Below are 15,972 nucleotides of genomic sequence, written 5' to 3'. Positions count from 1 at the left end.
GACTTCCAAGACACAGGGACCCATAACCACAGGGAGGTGTTTGGCGAAGACTCGCAGTTACCAGTTTGCGCCAAACTCCTCCCTGGGGTTATGGGTCCCCGCGTTCGCGGGGACGACACCGAGTGTGTGGCAAATTGCTTCGCATCCGGTCGAACGACGCACGTGCCTTCACCGCACATCCGGCCTCGAATTCGACGGCAGCGGCGGGGGCGGCTTGTGCGGGGGCGCCGGGATACGCCAGGCGCCGGCATTGCGGCCGGCAATCAGCCAGTAGACCACGCCGGCAACGATGCCCGCGCCGGTCATGATCTCCAGATGCCGCCGCACGATGCCCTCGAACTGCAAGGTGTCGGGGTGGAAGGGAACGAGACCGAGATAGCAGGCGAGCCCGACGAGACCGCCGCCGACGGCATAAGCGAGAGCGCTGCGGATATAGAGTGCTTCAGTGACCGCGACGATCACCGCCGCCGGCACCAGCGCAAAGCCCGAGACGAAGATGAAGCCGAAGCCGAGCAGGATGTCGATCGCACCCTGATCGACGGGGCCCGCGCCGAGATCGGCGAACTCCGGAAACAGCAGCGCAATGACGACGATCATCCCACCGACGAAGCAGGCGGCAAGAAAGCCGATGAAGATGACGATGAGGCGGCCGATCAGTGCCATGAAGAATCTGTCCTTGCGGCCTCAGCTCGCCAGTTCCGCCGGTCTCATCTTGCGCCAGACGCCGGCGGTGCGACCTGCAATCAACCAATAGGCAGCGCCCGCGACGATCCCGGCGGCGACAATCGAAATGGGGTAGGGCCTAACAAGTCTTGGCGTGTTGTGCCCAGCCGGGATGAGTGTCTCCTCAAACGGAGCGACCACCAGATAGCAGACAAGAGCTGTCGCCGCGCCCGCAACGAGATAGACCCATAAGGCGCGGCGATCCGTCAGTTCCGTGATCGCTATTGCGACGCTTGCCGGCAACACGGTCGCGCAACATAGCACCTTGAAACCGAGGCCAAACAGTACGGTCACACCGATGAGAAAGTGCAGATGTGCGAGCCTTCCAAACGCCAGAAGAGCTTCATATTCCACCACCACGATGACGTAGAACGCCTCCGCGATCAGACAAGCAGCCAGAAACGCGAGCACGATGACCGGCAAGCGTCGGATCAGCGCCATCGCTAATCCGTCATTGCCATGGCGCGCAGCGCCTGGCGCTCGCGGGCCGAGAGCTTTTCGGTCTCCGACTTGAGCTGACCGCACGCGGCGAGGATGTCGCGGCCGCGCGGGGTGCGCACCGGCGATGAATAGCCGGCATTGAAGATGTATTCGGAGAATTTCTCGATCTGGTCCCAGTCCGAGCATTCATAGGCCGTACCCGGCCAGGGATTGAACGGGATCAGGTTGATCTTGGCCGGGATGCCCTTGAGCATCTTCACCAGCAATTTCGCATCGTCGAGCGAATCGTTGACGCCCTTGAGCATCACATATTCGAAGGTGATGCGGCGCGCGTTCGAGGCGCCGGGATAGTCGCGGCAGGCCTGCAGCAGCTCCTTGATCGGATATTTGCGATTGAGCGGCACGAGCTCGTTGCGCAATTCGTCGCGCACCGCATGCAGCGAGATCGCGAGCATGACGCCAATCTCCTCGCCGGCGCGCACGATGTTCGGCACCACGCCCGAGGTCGACAGCGTGATGCGGCGGCGGGAGATGCCGATGCCTTCATTGTCGCCGACGATGAGAAGCGCATCGCGCACGGCGTCGAAATTGTAGAGCGGCTCGCCCATGCCCATCATCACGATGTTGGTGACGCGGCGCGTGCCGTCCTCGCGATCGGCCCAATCATTCAGGCGATCGCGCGCGACCATCACCTGGCCGACGATCTCGCCCGCAGTGAGATTGCGCACGAGGCGCTGCGTGCCGGTGTGGCAGAACGCGCAGTTCAGCGTGCAGCCGACCTGAGAGGAGACGCAGAGCGTGCCGCGATCGGTCTCGGGGATGTAGACGCACTCGACTTCATGCGCCTTCTCGACATTGTCGCCGCTCGGCAGGCGCAGCAGCCATTTGCGGGTGCCGTCATTGGAGATCTGCTCGGCCACGACTTCGGGCCGGTCGACAGTGAAATGCTGGGCGAGCTCGGCGCGGATGCCCTTCGAGATCGAGGTCATGTCGTCGAAGCTCTGGGCGCCGCGGAAGTAGAGCCAGTGCCAGAGCTGCTGCACGCGCATCTTGCGCTGGGCAGGTGCGACGCCGATCTCGCCGAGGCGATCGGCAAGCTCGCTGCGCGACAGACCGATCAGCGACGGTTTTGCCGGCGGCACATAGGTTTCGAGTGGAGTCTTCTCCACCAATGTTGCGTTGTGCGGCTCGGCAGTCGGTTGCATCTATGGACCTGATGGTTTGGTCGTTCCGGGATGGTCCGAAGGACCAGACCCGGAACCTCGAGATTCCGGGTTCGATGCTTCGCATCGCCGCGGAATGACGGAAGAAAAATCTGGAACCGTCCCTATATAGCAACCGGAACACCCGATTGCGACCTTATCGCCTCAGCCTTAACGCCTAGGCGTTACCGCCTACAATCCTGGGCGATCTTGTCGAGCGCCTGGGCGAGGCCCTTCAGCGAGAAGGTGTCGGTCGTCTCCGTCCCCTTGGCCGAGACACCCTTGACCACGAGATCGGCGGATTTGCGCATGGCTTCCACCATCCGCTCTTCCTCGGCCGCGTTCTTGATCCAGAGGCCGTCGCCCTGCGTGTACATCGCAAACGCGGCGCCACCGACCTCGACGGTCGATTCCGAGCCCGGCTTCAGCGCGTAGCCGATCATGACCGAGACTTCGTTGTTCACCTTCTCCGCCGGCCGGGTCGAGACGAAGGCATAGGCGGGATCGCGCGGCCTGTTCGGCGGATTGGTCTTCGACGACGAGGGCTTTGCCAACGCGAAGCAGACCTTCTTGCCGTTGGGCGTCGCCGAATAGGCGCCCCAAGTGCCGAACTGGCCGATCAGCGTCGGCTCCGCGCCGCCGGCAACCGCAGCGGGCGGGGCCACGGGTTTGCTCTCGGGCTTTGCCGCCGTCTTTGCGGCCGGCGCAGCCGCTTTCGGTGCAGCCGATGCCGGCTTGGACGCCGGTTGCGCCGTCTGCGCCCGTGCGGACCCAGTGAGTCCCCACGCCGCTACGCCAGTCATCAAAGCTAAAATCAGCACCCGCCACATGCTGGAGTGGTTCCCTCAATATTGTGACTGGAAGATGGCCCGGCCGCGCGTTGTCCCCGGCGCAGGGATAGCCGGGAAAGCCCTGTTTGGGAAGGCAGTTAGCCGGTCATTCCTTCGATCGCGCGGCGCGCTGCGCGGCCCATTGTGCATCGCTCCAGCCGAGCAAATCCTCGGCACCAGAACTGCGCAGATGCGCGCCGCCGTCGATCACCACCATCTCGCCATTGATGTAACCAGCACGGTCCGACACCAGGAAGCTGGCGAGGTCGGCAAGCTCGCCGTGCTCGCCAGTACGGCCAAGCGGGTTGCGCGCGGTCCAGCCCTCGTCGCGGCCCTCGGGGCGGAGCTGCCCGGATGCGCCGGCGGTCGGGAACGGGCCGGGCGCGATCGCGACGGTGCGGATGCCCTTCGGGCCCCATTCCACGGCGAGGCTTCTGGTCATCGCCAGCACCGCCGACTTCGCCATCGCCGAAGGAACGGTGAAGGCGCGGCCGGTGATGGTCGAGGTCGAGAGGATCGAGAGCACGACGCCCTTGTGCTTGCTATCGATCCAGCGCTTGCCGGCGGCGAGCGTACAATACATCGCGCCATGCAGCGTCGGCGCCAAGATCGCGTCCGCCGCGCGGAACGACAGATGCTCGCTCTGCGCGATGAAGGTCGCCGCCGCATTGTTGACGAGGATGTCGAGCGGCGCCTCGCGCCAGATCTGATCCATCATGCCGTCGACCGCCGCGCCATCGCGAATGTCGCACGCGATCGTCGTGACCTTGCTGCCGGTCTGTTCGCGCATCTCGCGCGCCGCTGCTTCGAGCCGGTCGAGCTTGCGGCCGCAGATCACGAGCTCGGCGCCGAGCGCGAGGAAGCGGCGCCCCATCGCGGCGCCAAGACCCGAGCCGCCGCCGGTGACGAGGATGCGCTTGTCCCTGAGCAGACCTGTTTCAAACATCGTTTGAATGCTCCCTTTTCCGTCATTGCCAGCGAAGCGAAGCAATCCTGAGTCCGTCCGGCGGAAATAGTCTGGATTGCTTCGCTTCGCTGGCAATGACCAGGATAGGCCCGTGCGCTCCTCAAACAAAGAATCCTGATTGTAGGGTCGGCCCAAATCCGGCAAAACCGGGCCAACGATAATTCCGCCCTGAAACGCCAAGTGCTCTCAAGAAGGTGCTGCCATGAAAGCCATCCTCTGCTCGCAATATTGCCAGCCCGACGATCTCGTGCTCGCCGAAGTGCCGGATCCGGTGGCGGGTCCCGGCGAAGCCGTGATCGCGATCAAGGCGGCGGCGCTGAATTTCTTCGACATCCTGATGATCCAGGGCAAGTACCAGATCAAGCCGCCGTTCCCGTTCTCGCCGGCCGCGGAAGTCGCCGGCGTGATCGAGAGCATTGGTCCTGGCGTGACCGATCTGAAGGTCGGCGATCGCGTGGTCGCCTCCTGCGGCCACAACGGTGCGCGCGAGAAGATCGCGCTGCCGGCGGCGTCGATCGTGAAGATTCCCGACAATCTCGACTACGACCGCGCGGCCGGCATCATCATCATCTACGGCACCGCGCTGCATGCGCTGGAAGATCGCGCGAGCCCGAAGCCGGGCGAGACGCTCGCGGTGCTTGGAGCTGCCGGCGGCACGGGCCTTGCGGCCTGCGAGCTCGGCAAGCTGATGGGCCTGAAGGTGATCGCCTGCGCCTCGTCGGACGAGAAGCTGGAATTCGCCAAAGCGCACGGCGCCGAACTGACGCTGAACTACGCCAAGGAAGATCTGAAGGAAGGCTTGAAAAAGCTCACCGGCGGCAAGGGCGTCGACATCGTCTTCGATCCCGTGGGTGGTGCTTACGCCGAGCAGGCGCTGCGCTCGATCGCCTGGGAAGGCCGCTTCCTCGTCATCGGCTTTGCCGCCGGTGACATTCCGAAGATGCCGCTCAACCTCGCGCTGCTGAAAGGCTGCGACATCCGCGGCGTGTTCTGGGGCGCCTGGACCCGGCTCAACCCGGAGAAGAACCGCGCCAATCTCGAGAAGCTTGTGAAGTGGACCGCGGAAGGAAAGATTTCATCGCATGTCGATCGCACCTTCCCGCTGGCTCAGACCGCCGACGCCCTGAAGGTGCTGGCGGGACGTCAGGCCATGGGCAAGGTGATCCTGCATCCGTGAGGTGATGGGATGGCGGCGCGATACTGCGCGCACTCTCGCAATACATAAAACTGTCGTCGTCCGGCTTGACCGGACGACCCTGGATTCCAGAGACAGCAGAGACTTAGCCGAGAAGCCGCGGCGTACTGGATTCCCCGCCTTCGCGGGGAATGGCAGCGAAATTTGCGCGGGCAACGCAATGCCTTCCGCTGCTCGTGCGACGTTGCGCACGGCCCGGCTTGGTTAAAAATCCCTCAACGGATTACGCCAAAATGGCGGTGCATTCCCCGGCCTTGCCGCAATCAAACCCAAATATTTCCCGATTCGCGCAAACCGCCGTCGTTTTTTGGGCTGATTCAGACGGCGATTTACCGGTTCCAGTTTGCGGGGCGCTTCTGGACAATAATAAGAAGACTGAAGCCGGACTGCCCCCAGCGTTGCGTCAGTAATGGGGAGCATCACCATGGAGACGACGGCGTACCGTCAGTCCAGGGAGTCGCGGACGTTCGACTCCGATAATTCTGTGTCACAATCGTCCACCGCGGACTACATCCGTGCGCGTGCCGCACGGGCTGATCTTCCACAGGACGAGCCAATGCCGCTGTTCCTGTCCGACCCCCTCGGGGCGCCGGACCCGCGGGAATATGCGCCGCGGGCGCTGCGCTCGAGAACCAGGTTCATCCCGGCCATTCTCGGGACGGTTCTGGCGGTATCCGCGGCCACGATCCTGGCCGGGGTGTTCCAATCCGACCTGCGCGATCTCGTCGCCGCCTATGCCGGCGCCTCGACGCTGCAGACCGTCGCCTCTCCGCCGCCGACTGCACGGCAGACCCCGGCCAAGGACGCGGCCCGCGTCACCAATGCGGTGCTGGCGAGCGCCGACGCTCAGAGCCTACCGGCGCCGCCGGTGCCGAGCCGCGAAGCGATCGCGAGCGCTTACCAGACTGCGCTCCAAGCCCAGACGCCCGTGCAAGCGCCCGCGCCTGTCGCAGCGCAGCCAGCACCACCACCGCCCGAGCCCGTCAGGACGCTCGACGCCGACACGCTGGCAGGATTGATGACGCGCGCGCGGAGCCTGATCGGCGTCGGCGACATCGCCGCGGCGCGCCTGCTGCTCGAACGCGCGGCCAATGCGAGGGATGCAACCGCCGCGCTGCTGCTGGCGCAGACCTACGATCCTGCGGTGCTCGGCACAAGCGATGCGCGGACCGTCATTGGCGACGCGTCCACCGCACGCGACTGGTACCAGCGCGCCGCAAGCCTCGGATCGGCGGAGGCGCGGCAGCGCCTCGGCCAACTCTCGAACTAGAACTCTTCAGAGGACACCATGCGTAACGTCTATCGAATGGCGCTCGCTGCCATCATGACCGTCTGTGCCTTCACCGCCCGCGCCGAGCAGACCGAATACGATCCGGCCAAAGTCTCGGACAGCCTGAAGGCCATCTTCCAGTTCGGCTCGAACTCGACCAAGCAGGCGCTGAACGCCAATACCGTCACGCTGATCACAGGTACGATCGGTGGCACCTATGTGCAATTCGGCGCCGACCTCGCCTCCGTGCTCGACGACGGCAACAAGATCCGCGTGCTGCCGATCGTCGGCCGCGGCTCGGTGCAGAGCGTCGCCGACATCCTGTTCCTGCAAGGCGTCGATCTCGGCATCGTGCGCGCCGACACGCTCGACTATCTCGAGCGCAAGGGCTTTGCCAAGGATATCAAAAAGCAGTTCACCTATGTGACCAAGCTCTACAATGAAGAGATGCAGGTCATCGCGCCGAAGTCGATCGCGACGCTGAAGGACCTCGAGGGCAAGAAGGTCAGCGTCGATCTGCCGAACGGCGGCACCTTCGTCACCGCACTGACGGTGTTCGAGCGGCTCGGGATCAAGGCGAACTTCGTCTATGTCGAGCAGCGCATCGCGATGGAGAAGCTGAAGGCCGGCGAGATCGACGCCGTCATCGTGGTCGGCGGCAAGCCGTACAAATCGGTCTCGACGTTCGGCAATGACGGCCGCTTCCATCTCGCCAAGGTGGACTACGCCAAGCCGCTGCAGAGCGACTATCTGCCGGCGACGCTCACGGCCAAGGACTATCCGAACCTGATCAAGGAGGGCGAGAGCGTCGACACGATTGCGGTGCCCGCGGTGCTCGCGGCCTATAATTGGGCGCCGAACACCGAGCGCTATCGCAAGCTCGCGCTGTTCGTGGACGCGTTCTTCACGAAATTCCCAGCGCTCCAGAACCCGCCGTTCCATCCCAAGTGGAAGGAAGTCTCGCTTCCCGCGCCGCTCGCCGGCTGGAACAGACTGCCGGTGGCGCAGCAATGGCTCGACAAGCACGGCGTGGAGCCGGTGACACGCCAGCGCTTCGAGGCGTTTTTGAAGCAGAATCCCGCGGCCGCGAAAGTGTCCGACGCGGAGAGGGAAACGCTGTTCAAGCAATTCCAGGCCTGGGACGCGGAGAAGGCGCGGACGGAGGCGGGGAAGAAGTAGCGGGCGTCGTTACGACCGACGGCATCGCAGGCGCTGTCCACACACTCACTGTCATCGCCCGGCTTGACCGGGCGATCCAGTACTCCGAGACATCAATGATTGAATCCGGAGGCCGCGGCGTACTGGATGCCCCGGTCAAGCCGGGGCATGACAGTGGTGGGTGCGGCGGCGTGCAGCGAGCGACGTCTACTGCGCCACATCCCCCTCATCCACACCGCGCTTCAACACAGCACGCGCGGCTTCGCGATGCTCGTTGGTGATGTGGCTCGCGACCATGCGGATGGCGGCGGCGAGCACGGCGGCGTCGTCGGTGAAGCCGAGGATCGGCATCACGTCGGGAACGAAGTCGAAGGGCAGGATGAAATAGGCGATCGCGCCCAGGAGCGAGGCCTGGACATGGCGCGGCGTCTGCCGGTCGAACGCGCAGTAATAAGCCGCGAGCAGATCTTCCGCGAACGGCAATTGCGCGGCAACGCGCTTGAGCTTGCGCCAGAAGCGACGGCGAACGCTCTCGCGATCCTCCGCGAGCCGATCGGCCGGCTCGAAACCGACGCTGTGTTCGGCAGCCATGTCCTGCAAACTCCCCGTTCAGCCAGGGCGGCAGATCGCCGCATCCATTGCTGATCACAAGATGGGGACGCTGCCCGCCCCGACAAGATGTAAGCCCGGTGTCAGCCGGCGATGGCGTTCATCTTCTGGGCGAGCTCGATATCGAGCCTGGTGACGCCGCCGGCGTCATGGGTCGAGAGCACCACCTCCACCGTCTTGTAGACGTTCCGCCATTCGGGATGATGGTCCATTTTCTCGGCGACCAGCGCCGCGCGGCTCATGAAGCCGAACGCCTCGTTGAAATCCTTGAAGACAAAGGTTTTCCCGATGGCCTCGCGGCCCTGGACCTCGGTCCAGCCCGGTATGGCGCCCAGCGCCTGCTTGCGTGCTTCCGCCGTCAGCCGCTCTGCCATGATCGCCTCCGTCCTTCAGGGGAACTTTACCCTAACACCGTGCATATGGCCCGAGTTCACCGGGATTTGGCCCATCCGCTAACCATGACGGAGATGTAACCCCTCCGGACAAGAAATTTGCTACAATTACGGGCGTAAATCGCCGGCCGAGATGAAACTGAGCCTCAAGCGCCTGTTCGGGAGATCGATGACCGGGGGTCTGGACCTGGCCGAAACACCCAACTCGACGTCGCCGCGATCAGCGGCGCGGCGTACCGCGCTTGTCTCTCTCGCATTGGTGCTCGCGATCATCGGCGCTATCACCGGCGGCTATTATTTCGCGATGCGGCCGGTGACGCTGAAGATCGCGGTCGGCCCCGCCAACAGCGACGACGTCAAGGTCGTGCAGACGCTGACGCAGGCCTTCTCGCAGAATAAGAGCTATGTGCGGCTGCGGCCGATCCAGACCGACGGCGCCACCGCCAGCGCCGAGGCGCTTGCGGAGAGCAAGGTCGATCTCGCCATCGTGCGCGGGGACGTCGACGTTCCCAAGAACGCGCAAGCGGTCGCGACCCTGCGCAAGAACGTCGTGGTGCTGTGGTCCGTGCCCGGCAAGGGCAAGAAAAAGGGCGCGAAGATCACCAAGATCGCGCAGCTCGCCGGTCATCGCGTCGGCGTGGTCGGCCGCACCCAGGCCAACGTCAATCTGCTCAAGGTGATCCTGCAGCAATACGGCGTCGATCCCGCCAAGGTCGAGATCATCCAGTTCCCGGCCAATGAAGCCGCCGAAGCGATCAAGGCCCAGAAGGCCGATGCCTATCTCGCGGCCGGTCCCGTCAACAGCAAGATCACGGCGGATGCGATCGCGGCCTCGGCCAAGGACGGTGGCACACCGACCTTCATCGCGATCGATTCCGCCGACGCGATCGCACAGAACCATCCGGTCTATGAAGCCTCGGAGATTCCTGCCGGCACCTATGGCGGCTCGCCTGACAGGCCCGAGGACGAGGTCAAGACCATCAGCTTCTCGCACCATATCGTGGCGCGCAAAGGCATCTCCGAAACCACCATCGCGGCATTCACCCGCCAGCTGTTCGCCGTGCGCCAGCAATTGGTGACGGAATTCCCGCTCGCGGCGAAGATCGAGACGCCCGACACCGACAAGGACGCCGTGATCCCCGTGCATCCGGGCGCCGCGGCCTTCGTCGACGGCGAGGAAAAGACCTTCCTCGACAAGTACAGCGATTTCATCTGGTGGGGCCTGATGGCGCTTTCGGCCATGGGCTCGCTCGGCGCCTGGTTTGCGGGCTACCTGAAGAAGGACGAGCGCGACAACAACAGCCATCTGCGCGAGCGCCTGCTCGACATGATCACGGCCGCGCGCAAGTGCGAGACGACCGAAGAGCTCGACCAGATGCAGACCGAGGCCGACGACATCCTGCGCGATACGCTGCGCTGCTATGATCACGGCGCGATCGAGGAAGCCGCGCTCACCGCCTTCAACATCGCGCTCGACCAATTCCACGCCGCGGTCGCCGACCGCAAGGCCGTGCTGTTCAGCCTGTCGCAGAACCTGCAACGTACGGGCGCGCAATTCCGGGCCGCCGGCAACGCGTAAACGCTTGCGCGCGTAATTGCTGCGTCACATTGTCTCAATATAGCTTGCGCCGTCATTCCGGGGCGATGCGCCAGCATCGAACCCGGAATCTCGAGATTCCGGGTCTGGTGCTCGCGCACCATCCCGGAATGACGGCGAGATGCGCACGAGACAGCCAGCCCGCGAGCCAGCCATGAAGATCAAATTCTCCCGCCGCCGTTTCCTCACCACCAGCGCCGGCGCGCTTGGTGCGATCGCGATGCCCCATCTGTCGCGCGCGGCCGACCGGCCGGCGGTGACACACGGCGTGCAATCGGGCGACGTCACCGTCGACGGCGGCGTGGTGTGGGCGCGCACCGATCGGCCCGCGCAGATGCTGGTCGAGGTGGCGACGACGGAATCGTTCAAGGACGCCCGCGCGCTGCCGCCCATCGCGGCCCTGCCCGAGAGCGACTTCACCGCCAAGATGCTGCTGGAGAATCTGCCGGGCGGCCAGGACATCTTCTACCGCGTCCGCTTCCGCGATCTCTCGCACACTGCGATCGAGGGCGAGCCGGTGGTGGGCCGCTTCCGCACCGCGCCGGCCGACCGCCGCGACATCAGCTTCGTCTGGGGCGGCGACGTCGCAGGTCAGGGCTGGGGCATCAATCCCGACGACGGCGGCATGTTCACCTTCTCGGCGATGCGCAAGCATCGTCCGGATTTCTTCCTGCATTCCGGCGACACCATCTATGCTGACGGCCCGATCCAGTCCGAGGTGAAGCTCGCAGACGGCAAGATCTGGAAGAACGTCACGATTCCGGAGAAGGCCAAGGTCGCGGAGACGCTGGACGAGTATCGCGCCGCGCACAAATACAATTTCACCGACGACAATGTCCGCGCCTTCAATGCCGAGGTGCCGATCTTCGTGCAGTGGGACGACCACGAGGTGACCAACAATTGGTCACTGTCGAAGGAGCTGCCGGCGTCTTACAAGGTGCGCGACATTACGCTGCTCGCGGCGCGGGCGAGCCGCGCCTTCCACGAGATGTATCCGATGCGCGAGAGCATCGTCGAGCCCGGCCGCGTCTATCGCCAGATATCCTACGGCCCGCATCTCGACGTGTTCGTGCTCGACGAGCGCAGTTATCGCGGTCCGAACGGCGCGAATCTCGAAACCGCTTACGGCCCGGCCGCCTACTTCCTCGGCCCCGACCAGATCGCCTGGCTCAAGCGCGGCCTGCTCAACTCGCGCGCGACCTGGAAGGTGATCGCGTCCGACATGCCGCTCAGCATCCTCGTCTATGACGATGCCGCAAACAAAAAAGGTTCGGAAGCGTTTGCGCAAGGCGATGGCCCGGTGCGCGGCCGCGAGTTCGAGATCGCCGACCTGCTGCGCTTCATCAAGATGGCGCCGATCAAGAACACGGTATGGCTGACGGCCGACGTGCACTACGCGGCCGCGAACTACTACAACCCGGACAAGGCACAATTCCAGGAATTCGATCCGTTCTGGGAATTCGTCTCGGGCCCCCTGCACGCCGGGACGTTCGGGCCTGGCGAGATGGACAACACCTTTGGACCCGAGGTGCGCTTCGTCAAAGCGCCCGGCCCCGACAAGCAGAACCTGCCGCCCTCGGCCGGCATGCAGTTCTTTGGTCACGTCAAGATCGACGGCGCATCCGGCCAGATGACGGTGACCTTGCGCGACCGTGCCGACGTCGCGCTGTGGTCGACCACACTCGATCCGAAGCTTGGCTGAAGCCGCGCGGACGCGAGTGAGCGATCAGGCGCCGCGCGAGCGCAGGGCGGCCTCCAGTGCGTCGCTCGAGCAGGGCTTTTGCAGCCGGGGCCGCGCCTTGAATTCGGCCGGGATCCGGGTTTCGGCACCGTAGCCGGTCACGAAGACGAACGGGATTTGTGCCGCCGCCAGCCGCTCGGCGACGGCAAAGCTTTTCTCGCGGCCGAGCTCAACATCGAGCAGCGCGAAATCCGGCGCATGCACCGCGATCGCGTCCAGCGCCTGCGCGACCGATCCGACGGTGCGCACGCTCTTCGCGCCAAATCCAAGCAGGCGGTCCTCGAAATCGATGGCGATGATCGGATCGTCCTCGACGATCAGAATATCGCTGGGCACGTCGGCCGAGCCGTCCGGGGATGCAGGTATCATGGTGTTGGCTATCGAGGGCTGCATGTTTTTTTTGCCTTAAGGACAGCCTCAGCCCGATGCCTGCGCCCAGCGCATCGGAGGGTTCCAGGAACGAAACTCACCACAGAACAGTTTTGACGTCTGTCCACTTGTGCACACAGCCAGGACGCGGAACTCGCTAGTGTCGAAAGGAGAGCAGGGGATCGACGATGGACGCGCGCATCAGCAAGATAACCGAGGTCGATACCAGGCCCGCAAATAATCTGTTGCGGCGGTTGAGCGCGGCGGATTACGCGCTGCTCGCGCCGCACGTCTCCGTCGACAAGGCTGCGGCGAGCGAACTGCTCTACAGTCCCGGCGACGATGTCCAGGTGGTCCACTTTCCCTGCGGCCCGTCGCTTGCGACTTTTCTCGTCCCCAATGAAGACGGCCGTGATGTCGAAACCATTCTGGTCGGCCGCGAGGGCGCGGTGGGCGGCATCGTCAGCGAGGGATTCCTGCCGGCCTATACCCGCATCTGCGTCAAGTTCGGCGGACCGTTTGCGCGCATCCATGTCGGCAAGCTCGAAGCGGCCAAGCAGCGCTCGGCCTCGCTGCGCAACATCTTTGCCCGTTACGCCGACTGCATGCTGGCGCAGATCTTCCAGTCCACCGCCTGCAACGCCATCCACTCGATCGAGCAGCGCACGGCCAAGTGGATCCTGGCGGCGATGGAGCGCACCGGCGACGACAGCAGCGTGCCGCTGACTCACGAGCAGCTCGCGACGCTGCTCGGTGTGGGCCGCAGCTACGCCAGCCGCGTGCTCCAATCGTTCAAGGCGGAAGGTGTGCTCGATACGAGACGCGGTTCGATCCTGGTCCGCAACCGCGACGGCCTGCGCCTGCGCGCCTGCCTGTGCAACGACGCGGTGAAGATGCACTTCGAGGAGGTGCTGCGAGGGGTGTATCCGACCGAAGAGCGCGAGGCCGGCTAGGGTCTCGCTTCTTCCTTCTCCCCTTGTGGGAGAAGGTGGCTTCGCGAAGCGAAGCCGGATGAGGGGTCTCTATCCTCGCACACCGCAGCGGCTGAATTCGCGGAGACAACCCTTCACCCAAATGAGGTTGTGGCTAATGCGGAGCTGCCCTCTCCCGCAAGGGGAGAGGGCACAAAAATGCGCCCCGCGCTTTTGAACGTGATCGTGCTATGGTTGTACCCGCATGAGCGGGGCTTTTCTTCACACGATCTTCGATATCGCGGCGTGGCTGGCGGCAGCGGCTGCCGTTTACTGGCTGTCGCGACAGGGTTTGCGGTTTCCGGCGCAATCGTTCGAGCTGCCCTACATCGCCGCGCTGGTGTTCGGCGCCGGCCTTGGCGCCTATCTGTTCGGCTCGGTCAATCTGTGGCTGTCGGGGCAGAACGGCATTGCACGCTCGGTCGAGGGCGCGCTCGCCGGCGGCATCGTCGCGATCGAGCTCTACAAATGGACCGCAGGCATCGCCGTGCGCACCGGCGCGCGGTTTGCCCTGCCGCTGGCCCTCGGCGTCGCGATCGGACGGCTCGGCTGCTATTTCGCGGTCCTTGACGATTTCACCTACGGCACGCCGACGGCATTGCCGTGGGGCCACGATTTCGGCGATGGCGTTCTTCGCCACCCCGTGCAGCTCTATGAGAGCGCGGCGATGGCTTTGTTCGCGCAGCTCTATGTGCTGGCGGTCTTGAACCGGAATGCGTTTGTGATCACCAATGGTTTCTACCTGGTTCTCGCTTTTTATGGAGCGCAGCGCTTCCTGTGGGAATTCCTCAAGCCTTATGGGACGCTGATCGGGCCCTTCACGCTGTTTCACCTGCTGTCGCTCTCCATCCTGCTCTACGCCGCCGTCATGCTGGCGACGGCGTCCCAAGCGAGGCCTGTGCATGAACGCGCCGCTGCGTAAGTCGCGCCCCTACATCTTCTGGGGCCAGACTCAGTCCCTTTGCGAGATCTGCCTGAAGCTGGTGCCGACGAAGATCCAGATCCTCGACAACGAGGTCTGGTACGAGAAGCGCTGCCGGGAGCATGGCGTTCAATCGACGCTCGTCTCCACCGACGCGGCCTATTGGCGCCTGTGCAAGGATTTCATCAAGCCGGGCGACCGGCCGCTGCAATTCCAGCAGCGCACCGAATTCGGTTGCCCCTATGATTGCGGCCTCTGTCCCGACCACGAGCAGCATTCCTGCCTCGCCCTGATCGAGATCACCGAGCATTGCAATCTCACCTGCCCGGTTTGCTTCGCAGACTCCGCGCCGGCGCGAACGAAATTCACCCCGCTCGCGACGGTCGAGAAGATGCTCGACGCGCTGGTCGCCAGCGAGGGCGAGCCAGATCTGGTGCAGATTTCCGGCGGCGAGCCGACGCTGCATCCGGATTTCTTCGAGATTCTCGACGCCGTGCGCGCCCGTCCGATCCGCCACGTCATGATCAACACCAACGGCCTGCGCGTCGCCCGCGAGAAGGATTTCGTGGCGCGGCTCGCCGAGAACAGGCGCGGGCTGGAGGTCTATCTCCAGTTCGATTCGCTCCAGCGCGATGCGCTGATCAATCTGCGCGGCGCGGACTTGCGAAAAATCCGCCAGCAGGCGCTGGAGAATCTCGAGCATTACGGCGTGTCGACCACGCTGGTCGCGACCATCAAGCGCGGCGTCAACGATTCCGAGATCGGCGACATCGTCCGCCATGCGCTCACCTGGAAGTGCGTGCGCGGCGTCACGCTCCAACCTGTGCAGGATGCCGGCCGCAACGAGAATTTCGACAAGACCACCGACCGCATCATGCTGTCGGAGATCCGCAACCGCGTCATCGAAACCGGTGTGTTCGGCGACAAGGACATGATCCCGCTGCCCTGTAACCCCGAGAGCATCTCGATCGGCTACGGCCTGCGCAACGGCGAGAAGGTGCTGCCGCTGACGTCGCTGATCTCGCAGGAGCAGCTGGTTGCGGTGATGCCCAACACCATCAGCCCGGAAAAATATCCGATGCTGCGGGAGAAATTCCAGGAAAAGTTCTTGGACCTGTTCTCGCTGTCGTCGGGTCCTCTGAACACGAGCGAGCGCGTCTGCGAATTGCTATGCTGCCTGCCGAGCTTCGAGGTGCCGGAAGGACTCACTTACGAAAACGTCTTCCGCGTCACCATCGTGCAGTTTCTCGACCGCTTCAATTTCTGCGTCGGCAACGTCAAGCGCTCTTGCATCCATTTCGTGACGGAGCAGGGCGCGATCATTCCGTTCGACACCTACAATCTGTTCTATCGGAACGGCAAGATCGACGGCATCCGCGCTGCGCTCGCGGCAGAGACCAGCGCGGAAGGGGCCTTGCAGGAATGAGCGACATCGAGGGCGCGCCGGCCTCGCAGCCACCAGCGGAGCCTCCCGTTCAACCGCCGCGAGGCGGTCCGGGCGAAGGCGGTTGCATGTCCTGGATCGTGGCGATCGTCGGATTGCTCGTCTTGCTCGTTCTTATTTGCGTCATGATCCTTAGCCGAG

Annotated in this window: 16 protein-coding genes; 8 read left to right on the top strand and 8 right to left on the bottom strand. The window is 64.0% G+C overall.

All coding sequences use genetic code 11. From position 1 onward, the window contains the following. Positions 1 to 168: 168 nt before the first annotated feature. From WN72_RS01630 to WN72_RS01610, 5 genes are all read right to left on the bottom strand, one after another. Positions 169 to 663 (bottom strand): hypothetical protein, encoded by a 495-nt coding sequence (locus tag WN72_RS01630; RefSeq protein ID WP_027561794.1) that lies wholly within the window; start codon positions 661 to 663, stop codon positions 169 to 171. A 21-nt stretch (positions 664 to 684) separates the two neighbouring features. Next, positions 685 to 1,164 (bottom strand): hypothetical protein, encoded by a 480-nt coding sequence (locus tag WN72_RS01625; protein ID WP_092211513.1) that lies wholly within the window; start codon positions 1,162 to 1,164, stop codon positions 685 to 687. A gap of 2 nt (positions 1,165 to 1,166) precedes the next feature. After that, positions 1,167 to 2,369, bottom strand: a complete 1,203-nt coding sequence (rlmN, locus tag WN72_RS01620; protein ID WP_027561792.1) for a dual-specificity RNA methyltransferase RlmN — start codon at positions 2,367 to 2,369, stop codon at positions 1,167 to 1,169. Positions 2,370 to 2,551: 182 nt separating this feature from the next. Continuing rightward, positions 2,552 to 3,196: an invasion associated locus B family protein gene (locus tag WN72_RS01615; protein WP_027561791.1), complete on the bottom strand. Its 645-nt coding sequence runs from the start codon at positions 3,194 to 3,196 to the stop codon at positions 2,552 to 2,554. Positions 3,197 to 3,302: 106 nt separating this feature from the next. Further along, the gene (locus WN72_RS01610) at positions 3,303 to 4,142 is read right to left on the bottom strand and encodes an SDR family oxidoreductase (RefSeq protein ID WP_092211516.1); all 840 of its coding nucleotides are present in this window, start codon (positions 4,140 to 4,142) and stop codon (positions 3,303 to 3,305) included. Positions 4,143 to 4,365: 223 nt separating this feature from the next. On the opposite strand from WN72_RS01610, the gene WN72_RS01605 reads away from it, so the two are divergent. The 3 genes from WN72_RS01605 to WN72_RS01595 all read left to right on the top strand — a co-directional run bounded on the left by WN72_RS01605 (position 4,366) and on the right by WN72_RS01595 (position 7,807). Next, positions 4,366 to 5,340: an NADPH:quinone oxidoreductase family protein gene (locus tag WN72_RS01605; RefSeq protein ID WP_027561790.1), complete on the top strand. Its 975-nt coding sequence runs from the start codon at positions 4,366 to 4,368 to the stop codon at positions 5,338 to 5,340. 442 nt (positions 5,341 to 5,782) lie between these two features. Then, positions 5,783 to 6,628: a hypothetical protein gene (locus WN72_RS01600; protein WP_092211518.1), complete on the top strand. Its 846-nt coding sequence runs from the start codon at positions 5,783 to 5,785 to the stop codon at positions 6,626 to 6,628. An 18-nt stretch (positions 6,629 to 6,646) separates the two neighbouring features. Next, positions 6,647 to 7,807: a TAXI family TRAP transporter solute-binding subunit gene (locus WN72_RS01595; protein WP_092211520.1), complete on the top strand. Its 1,161-nt coding sequence runs from the start codon at positions 6,647 to 6,649 to the stop codon at positions 7,805 to 7,807. Positions 7,808 to 7,993: 186 nt separating this feature from the next. Here WN72_RS01595 and WN72_RS01590 read toward each other — a convergent pair whose 3' ends face one another. Beyond that, positions 7,994 to 8,377 carry a YkvA family protein gene (locus WN72_RS01590; protein WP_092211522.1) on the bottom strand — a complete coding sequence of 128 codons (384 nt, stop codon included), beginning with the start codon at positions 8,375 to 8,377 and terminating at the stop codon, positions 7,994 to 7,996. 101 nt (positions 8,378 to 8,478) lie between these two features. Continuing rightward, positions 8,479 to 8,769, bottom strand: coding sequence for a 4a-hydroxytetrahydrobiopterin dehydratase (locus WN72_RS01585; protein WP_027561786.1), 291 nt, complete (start codon positions 8,767 to 8,769; stop codon positions 8,479 to 8,481). A 151-nt stretch (positions 8,770 to 8,920) separates the two neighbouring features. Between WN72_RS01585 and WN72_RS01580 the strand changes: the two genes are divergently transcribed. After that, a complete protein-coding gene (locus WN72_RS01580; protein ID WP_027561785.1) occupies positions 8,921 to 10,366 on the top strand; it encodes a TAXI family TRAP transporter solute-binding subunit in 1,446 nt (481 codons plus the stop codon). Positions 10,367 to 10,538: 172 nt separating this feature from the next. Next, entirely contained in the window at positions 10,539 to 12,086 is a 1,548-nt protein-coding gene (locus tag WN72_RS01575; protein ID WP_092212337.1) for an alkaline phosphatase D family protein, read from the top strand. A gap of 24 nt (positions 12,087 to 12,110) precedes the next feature. Here WN72_RS01575 and WN72_RS01570 read toward each other — a convergent pair whose 3' ends face one another. Beyond that, positions 12,111 to 12,518, bottom strand: a complete 408-nt coding sequence (locus WN72_RS01570) for a response regulator (RefSeq protein ID WP_092211524.1) — start codon at positions 12,516 to 12,518, stop codon at positions 12,111 to 12,113. Positions 12,519 to 12,682: 164 nt separating this feature from the next. Between WN72_RS01570 and WN72_RS01565 the strand changes: the two genes are divergently transcribed. The 3 genes from WN72_RS01565 to WN72_RS01555 all read left to right on the top strand — a co-directional run bounded on the left by WN72_RS01565 (position 12,683) and on the right by WN72_RS01555 (position 15,813). After that, positions 12,683 to 13,447: a Crp/Fnr family transcriptional regulator gene (locus WN72_RS01565; RefSeq protein ID WP_092211526.1), complete on the top strand. Its 765-nt coding sequence runs from the start codon at positions 12,683 to 12,685 to the stop codon at positions 13,445 to 13,447. A 223-nt stretch (positions 13,448 to 13,670) separates the two neighbouring features. After that, entirely contained in the window at positions 13,671 to 14,387 is a 717-nt protein-coding gene (locus tag WN72_RS01560; RefSeq protein ID WP_092211528.1) for a prolipoprotein diacylglyceryl transferase family protein, read from the top strand. Beyond that, the gene (locus tag WN72_RS01555; RefSeq protein WP_092211530.1) at positions 14,368 to 15,813 is read left to right on the top strand and encodes a radical SAM protein; all 1,446 of its coding nucleotides are present in this window, start codon (positions 14,368 to 14,370) and stop codon (positions 15,811 to 15,813) included. The genes WN72_RS01560 and WN72_RS01555 overlap by 20 nt, the downstream gene beginning before the upstream one ends. Positions 15,814 to 15,972 lie beyond the last annotated feature (159 nt).

Source organism: Bradyrhizobium arachidis (assembly GCF_015291705.1).
Taxonomy (GTDB): domain Bacteria; phylum Pseudomonadota; class Alphaproteobacteria; order Rhizobiales; family Xanthobacteraceae; genus Bradyrhizobium; species Bradyrhizobium arachidis.
The sequence above is the reverse complement of the archived record's forward strand: the minus strand, read 5'-3'. Positions and strand labels throughout refer to the sequence as shown.

Excerpts from the sequence above, each read along its gene's own strand:
- WN72_RS01630 (WP_027561794.1), bottom strand. The coding sequence starts at position 663 with ATGGCACTGATCGGCCGCCTCATCGTCATCTTCATCGGCTTTCTTGCC.
- WN72_RS01625 (WP_092211513.1), bottom strand. The coding sequence starts at position 1,164 with ATGGCGCTGATCCGACGCTTGCCGGTCATCGTGCTCGCGTTTCTGGCT.
- rlmN (WP_027561792.1), bottom strand. The coding sequence starts at position 2,369 with ATGCAACCGACTGCCGAGCCGCACAACGCAACATTGGTGGAGAAGACT.
- WN72_RS01615 (WP_027561791.1), bottom strand. The coding sequence starts at position 3,196 with ATGTGGCGGGTGCTGATTTTAGCTTTGATGACTGGCGTAGCGGCGTGG.
- WN72_RS01610 (WP_092211516.1), bottom strand. The coding sequence starts at position 4,142 with ATGTTTGAAACAGGTCTGCTCAGGGACAAGCGCATCCTCGTCACCGGC.
- WN72_RS01605 (WP_027561790.1), top strand. The coding sequence starts at position 4,366 with ATGAAAGCCATCCTCTGCTCGCAATATTGCCAGCCCGACGATCTCGTG.
- WN72_RS01600 (WP_092211518.1), top strand. The coding sequence starts at position 5,783 with ATGGAGACGACGGCGTACCGTCAGTCCAGGGAGTCGCGGACGTTCGAC.
- WN72_RS01595 (WP_092211520.1), top strand. The coding sequence starts at position 6,647 with ATGCGTAACGTCTATCGAATGGCGCTCGCTGCCATCATGACCGTCTGT.
- WN72_RS01590 (WP_092211522.1), bottom strand. The coding sequence starts at position 8,377 with ATGGCTGCCGAACACAGCGTCGGTTTCGAGCCGGCCGATCGGCTCGCG.
- WN72_RS01585 (WP_027561786.1), bottom strand. The coding sequence starts at position 8,769 with ATGGCAGAGCGGCTGACGGCGGAAGCACGCAAGCAGGCGCTGGGCGCC.
- WN72_RS01580 (WP_027561785.1), top strand. The coding sequence starts at position 8,921 with ATGAAACTGAGCCTCAAGCGCCTGTTCGGGAGATCGATGACCGGGGGT.
- WN72_RS01575 (WP_092212337.1), top strand. The coding sequence starts at position 10,539 with ATGAAGATCAAATTCTCCCGCCGCCGTTTCCTCACCACCAGCGCCGGC.
- WN72_RS01570 (WP_092211524.1), bottom strand. The coding sequence starts at position 12,518 with ATGCAGCCCTCGATAGCCAACACCATGATACCTGCATCCCCGGACGGC.
- WN72_RS01565 (WP_092211526.1), top strand. The coding sequence starts at position 12,683 with ATGGACGCGCGCATCAGCAAGATAACCGAGGTCGATACCAGGCCCGCA.
- WN72_RS01560 (WP_092211528.1), top strand. The coding sequence starts at position 13,671 with ATGAGCGGGGCTTTTCTTCACACGATCTTCGATATCGCGGCGTGGCTG.
- WN72_RS01555 (WP_092211530.1), top strand. The coding sequence starts at position 14,368 with ATGAACGCGCCGCTGCGTAAGTCGCGCCCCTACATCTTCTGGGGCCAG.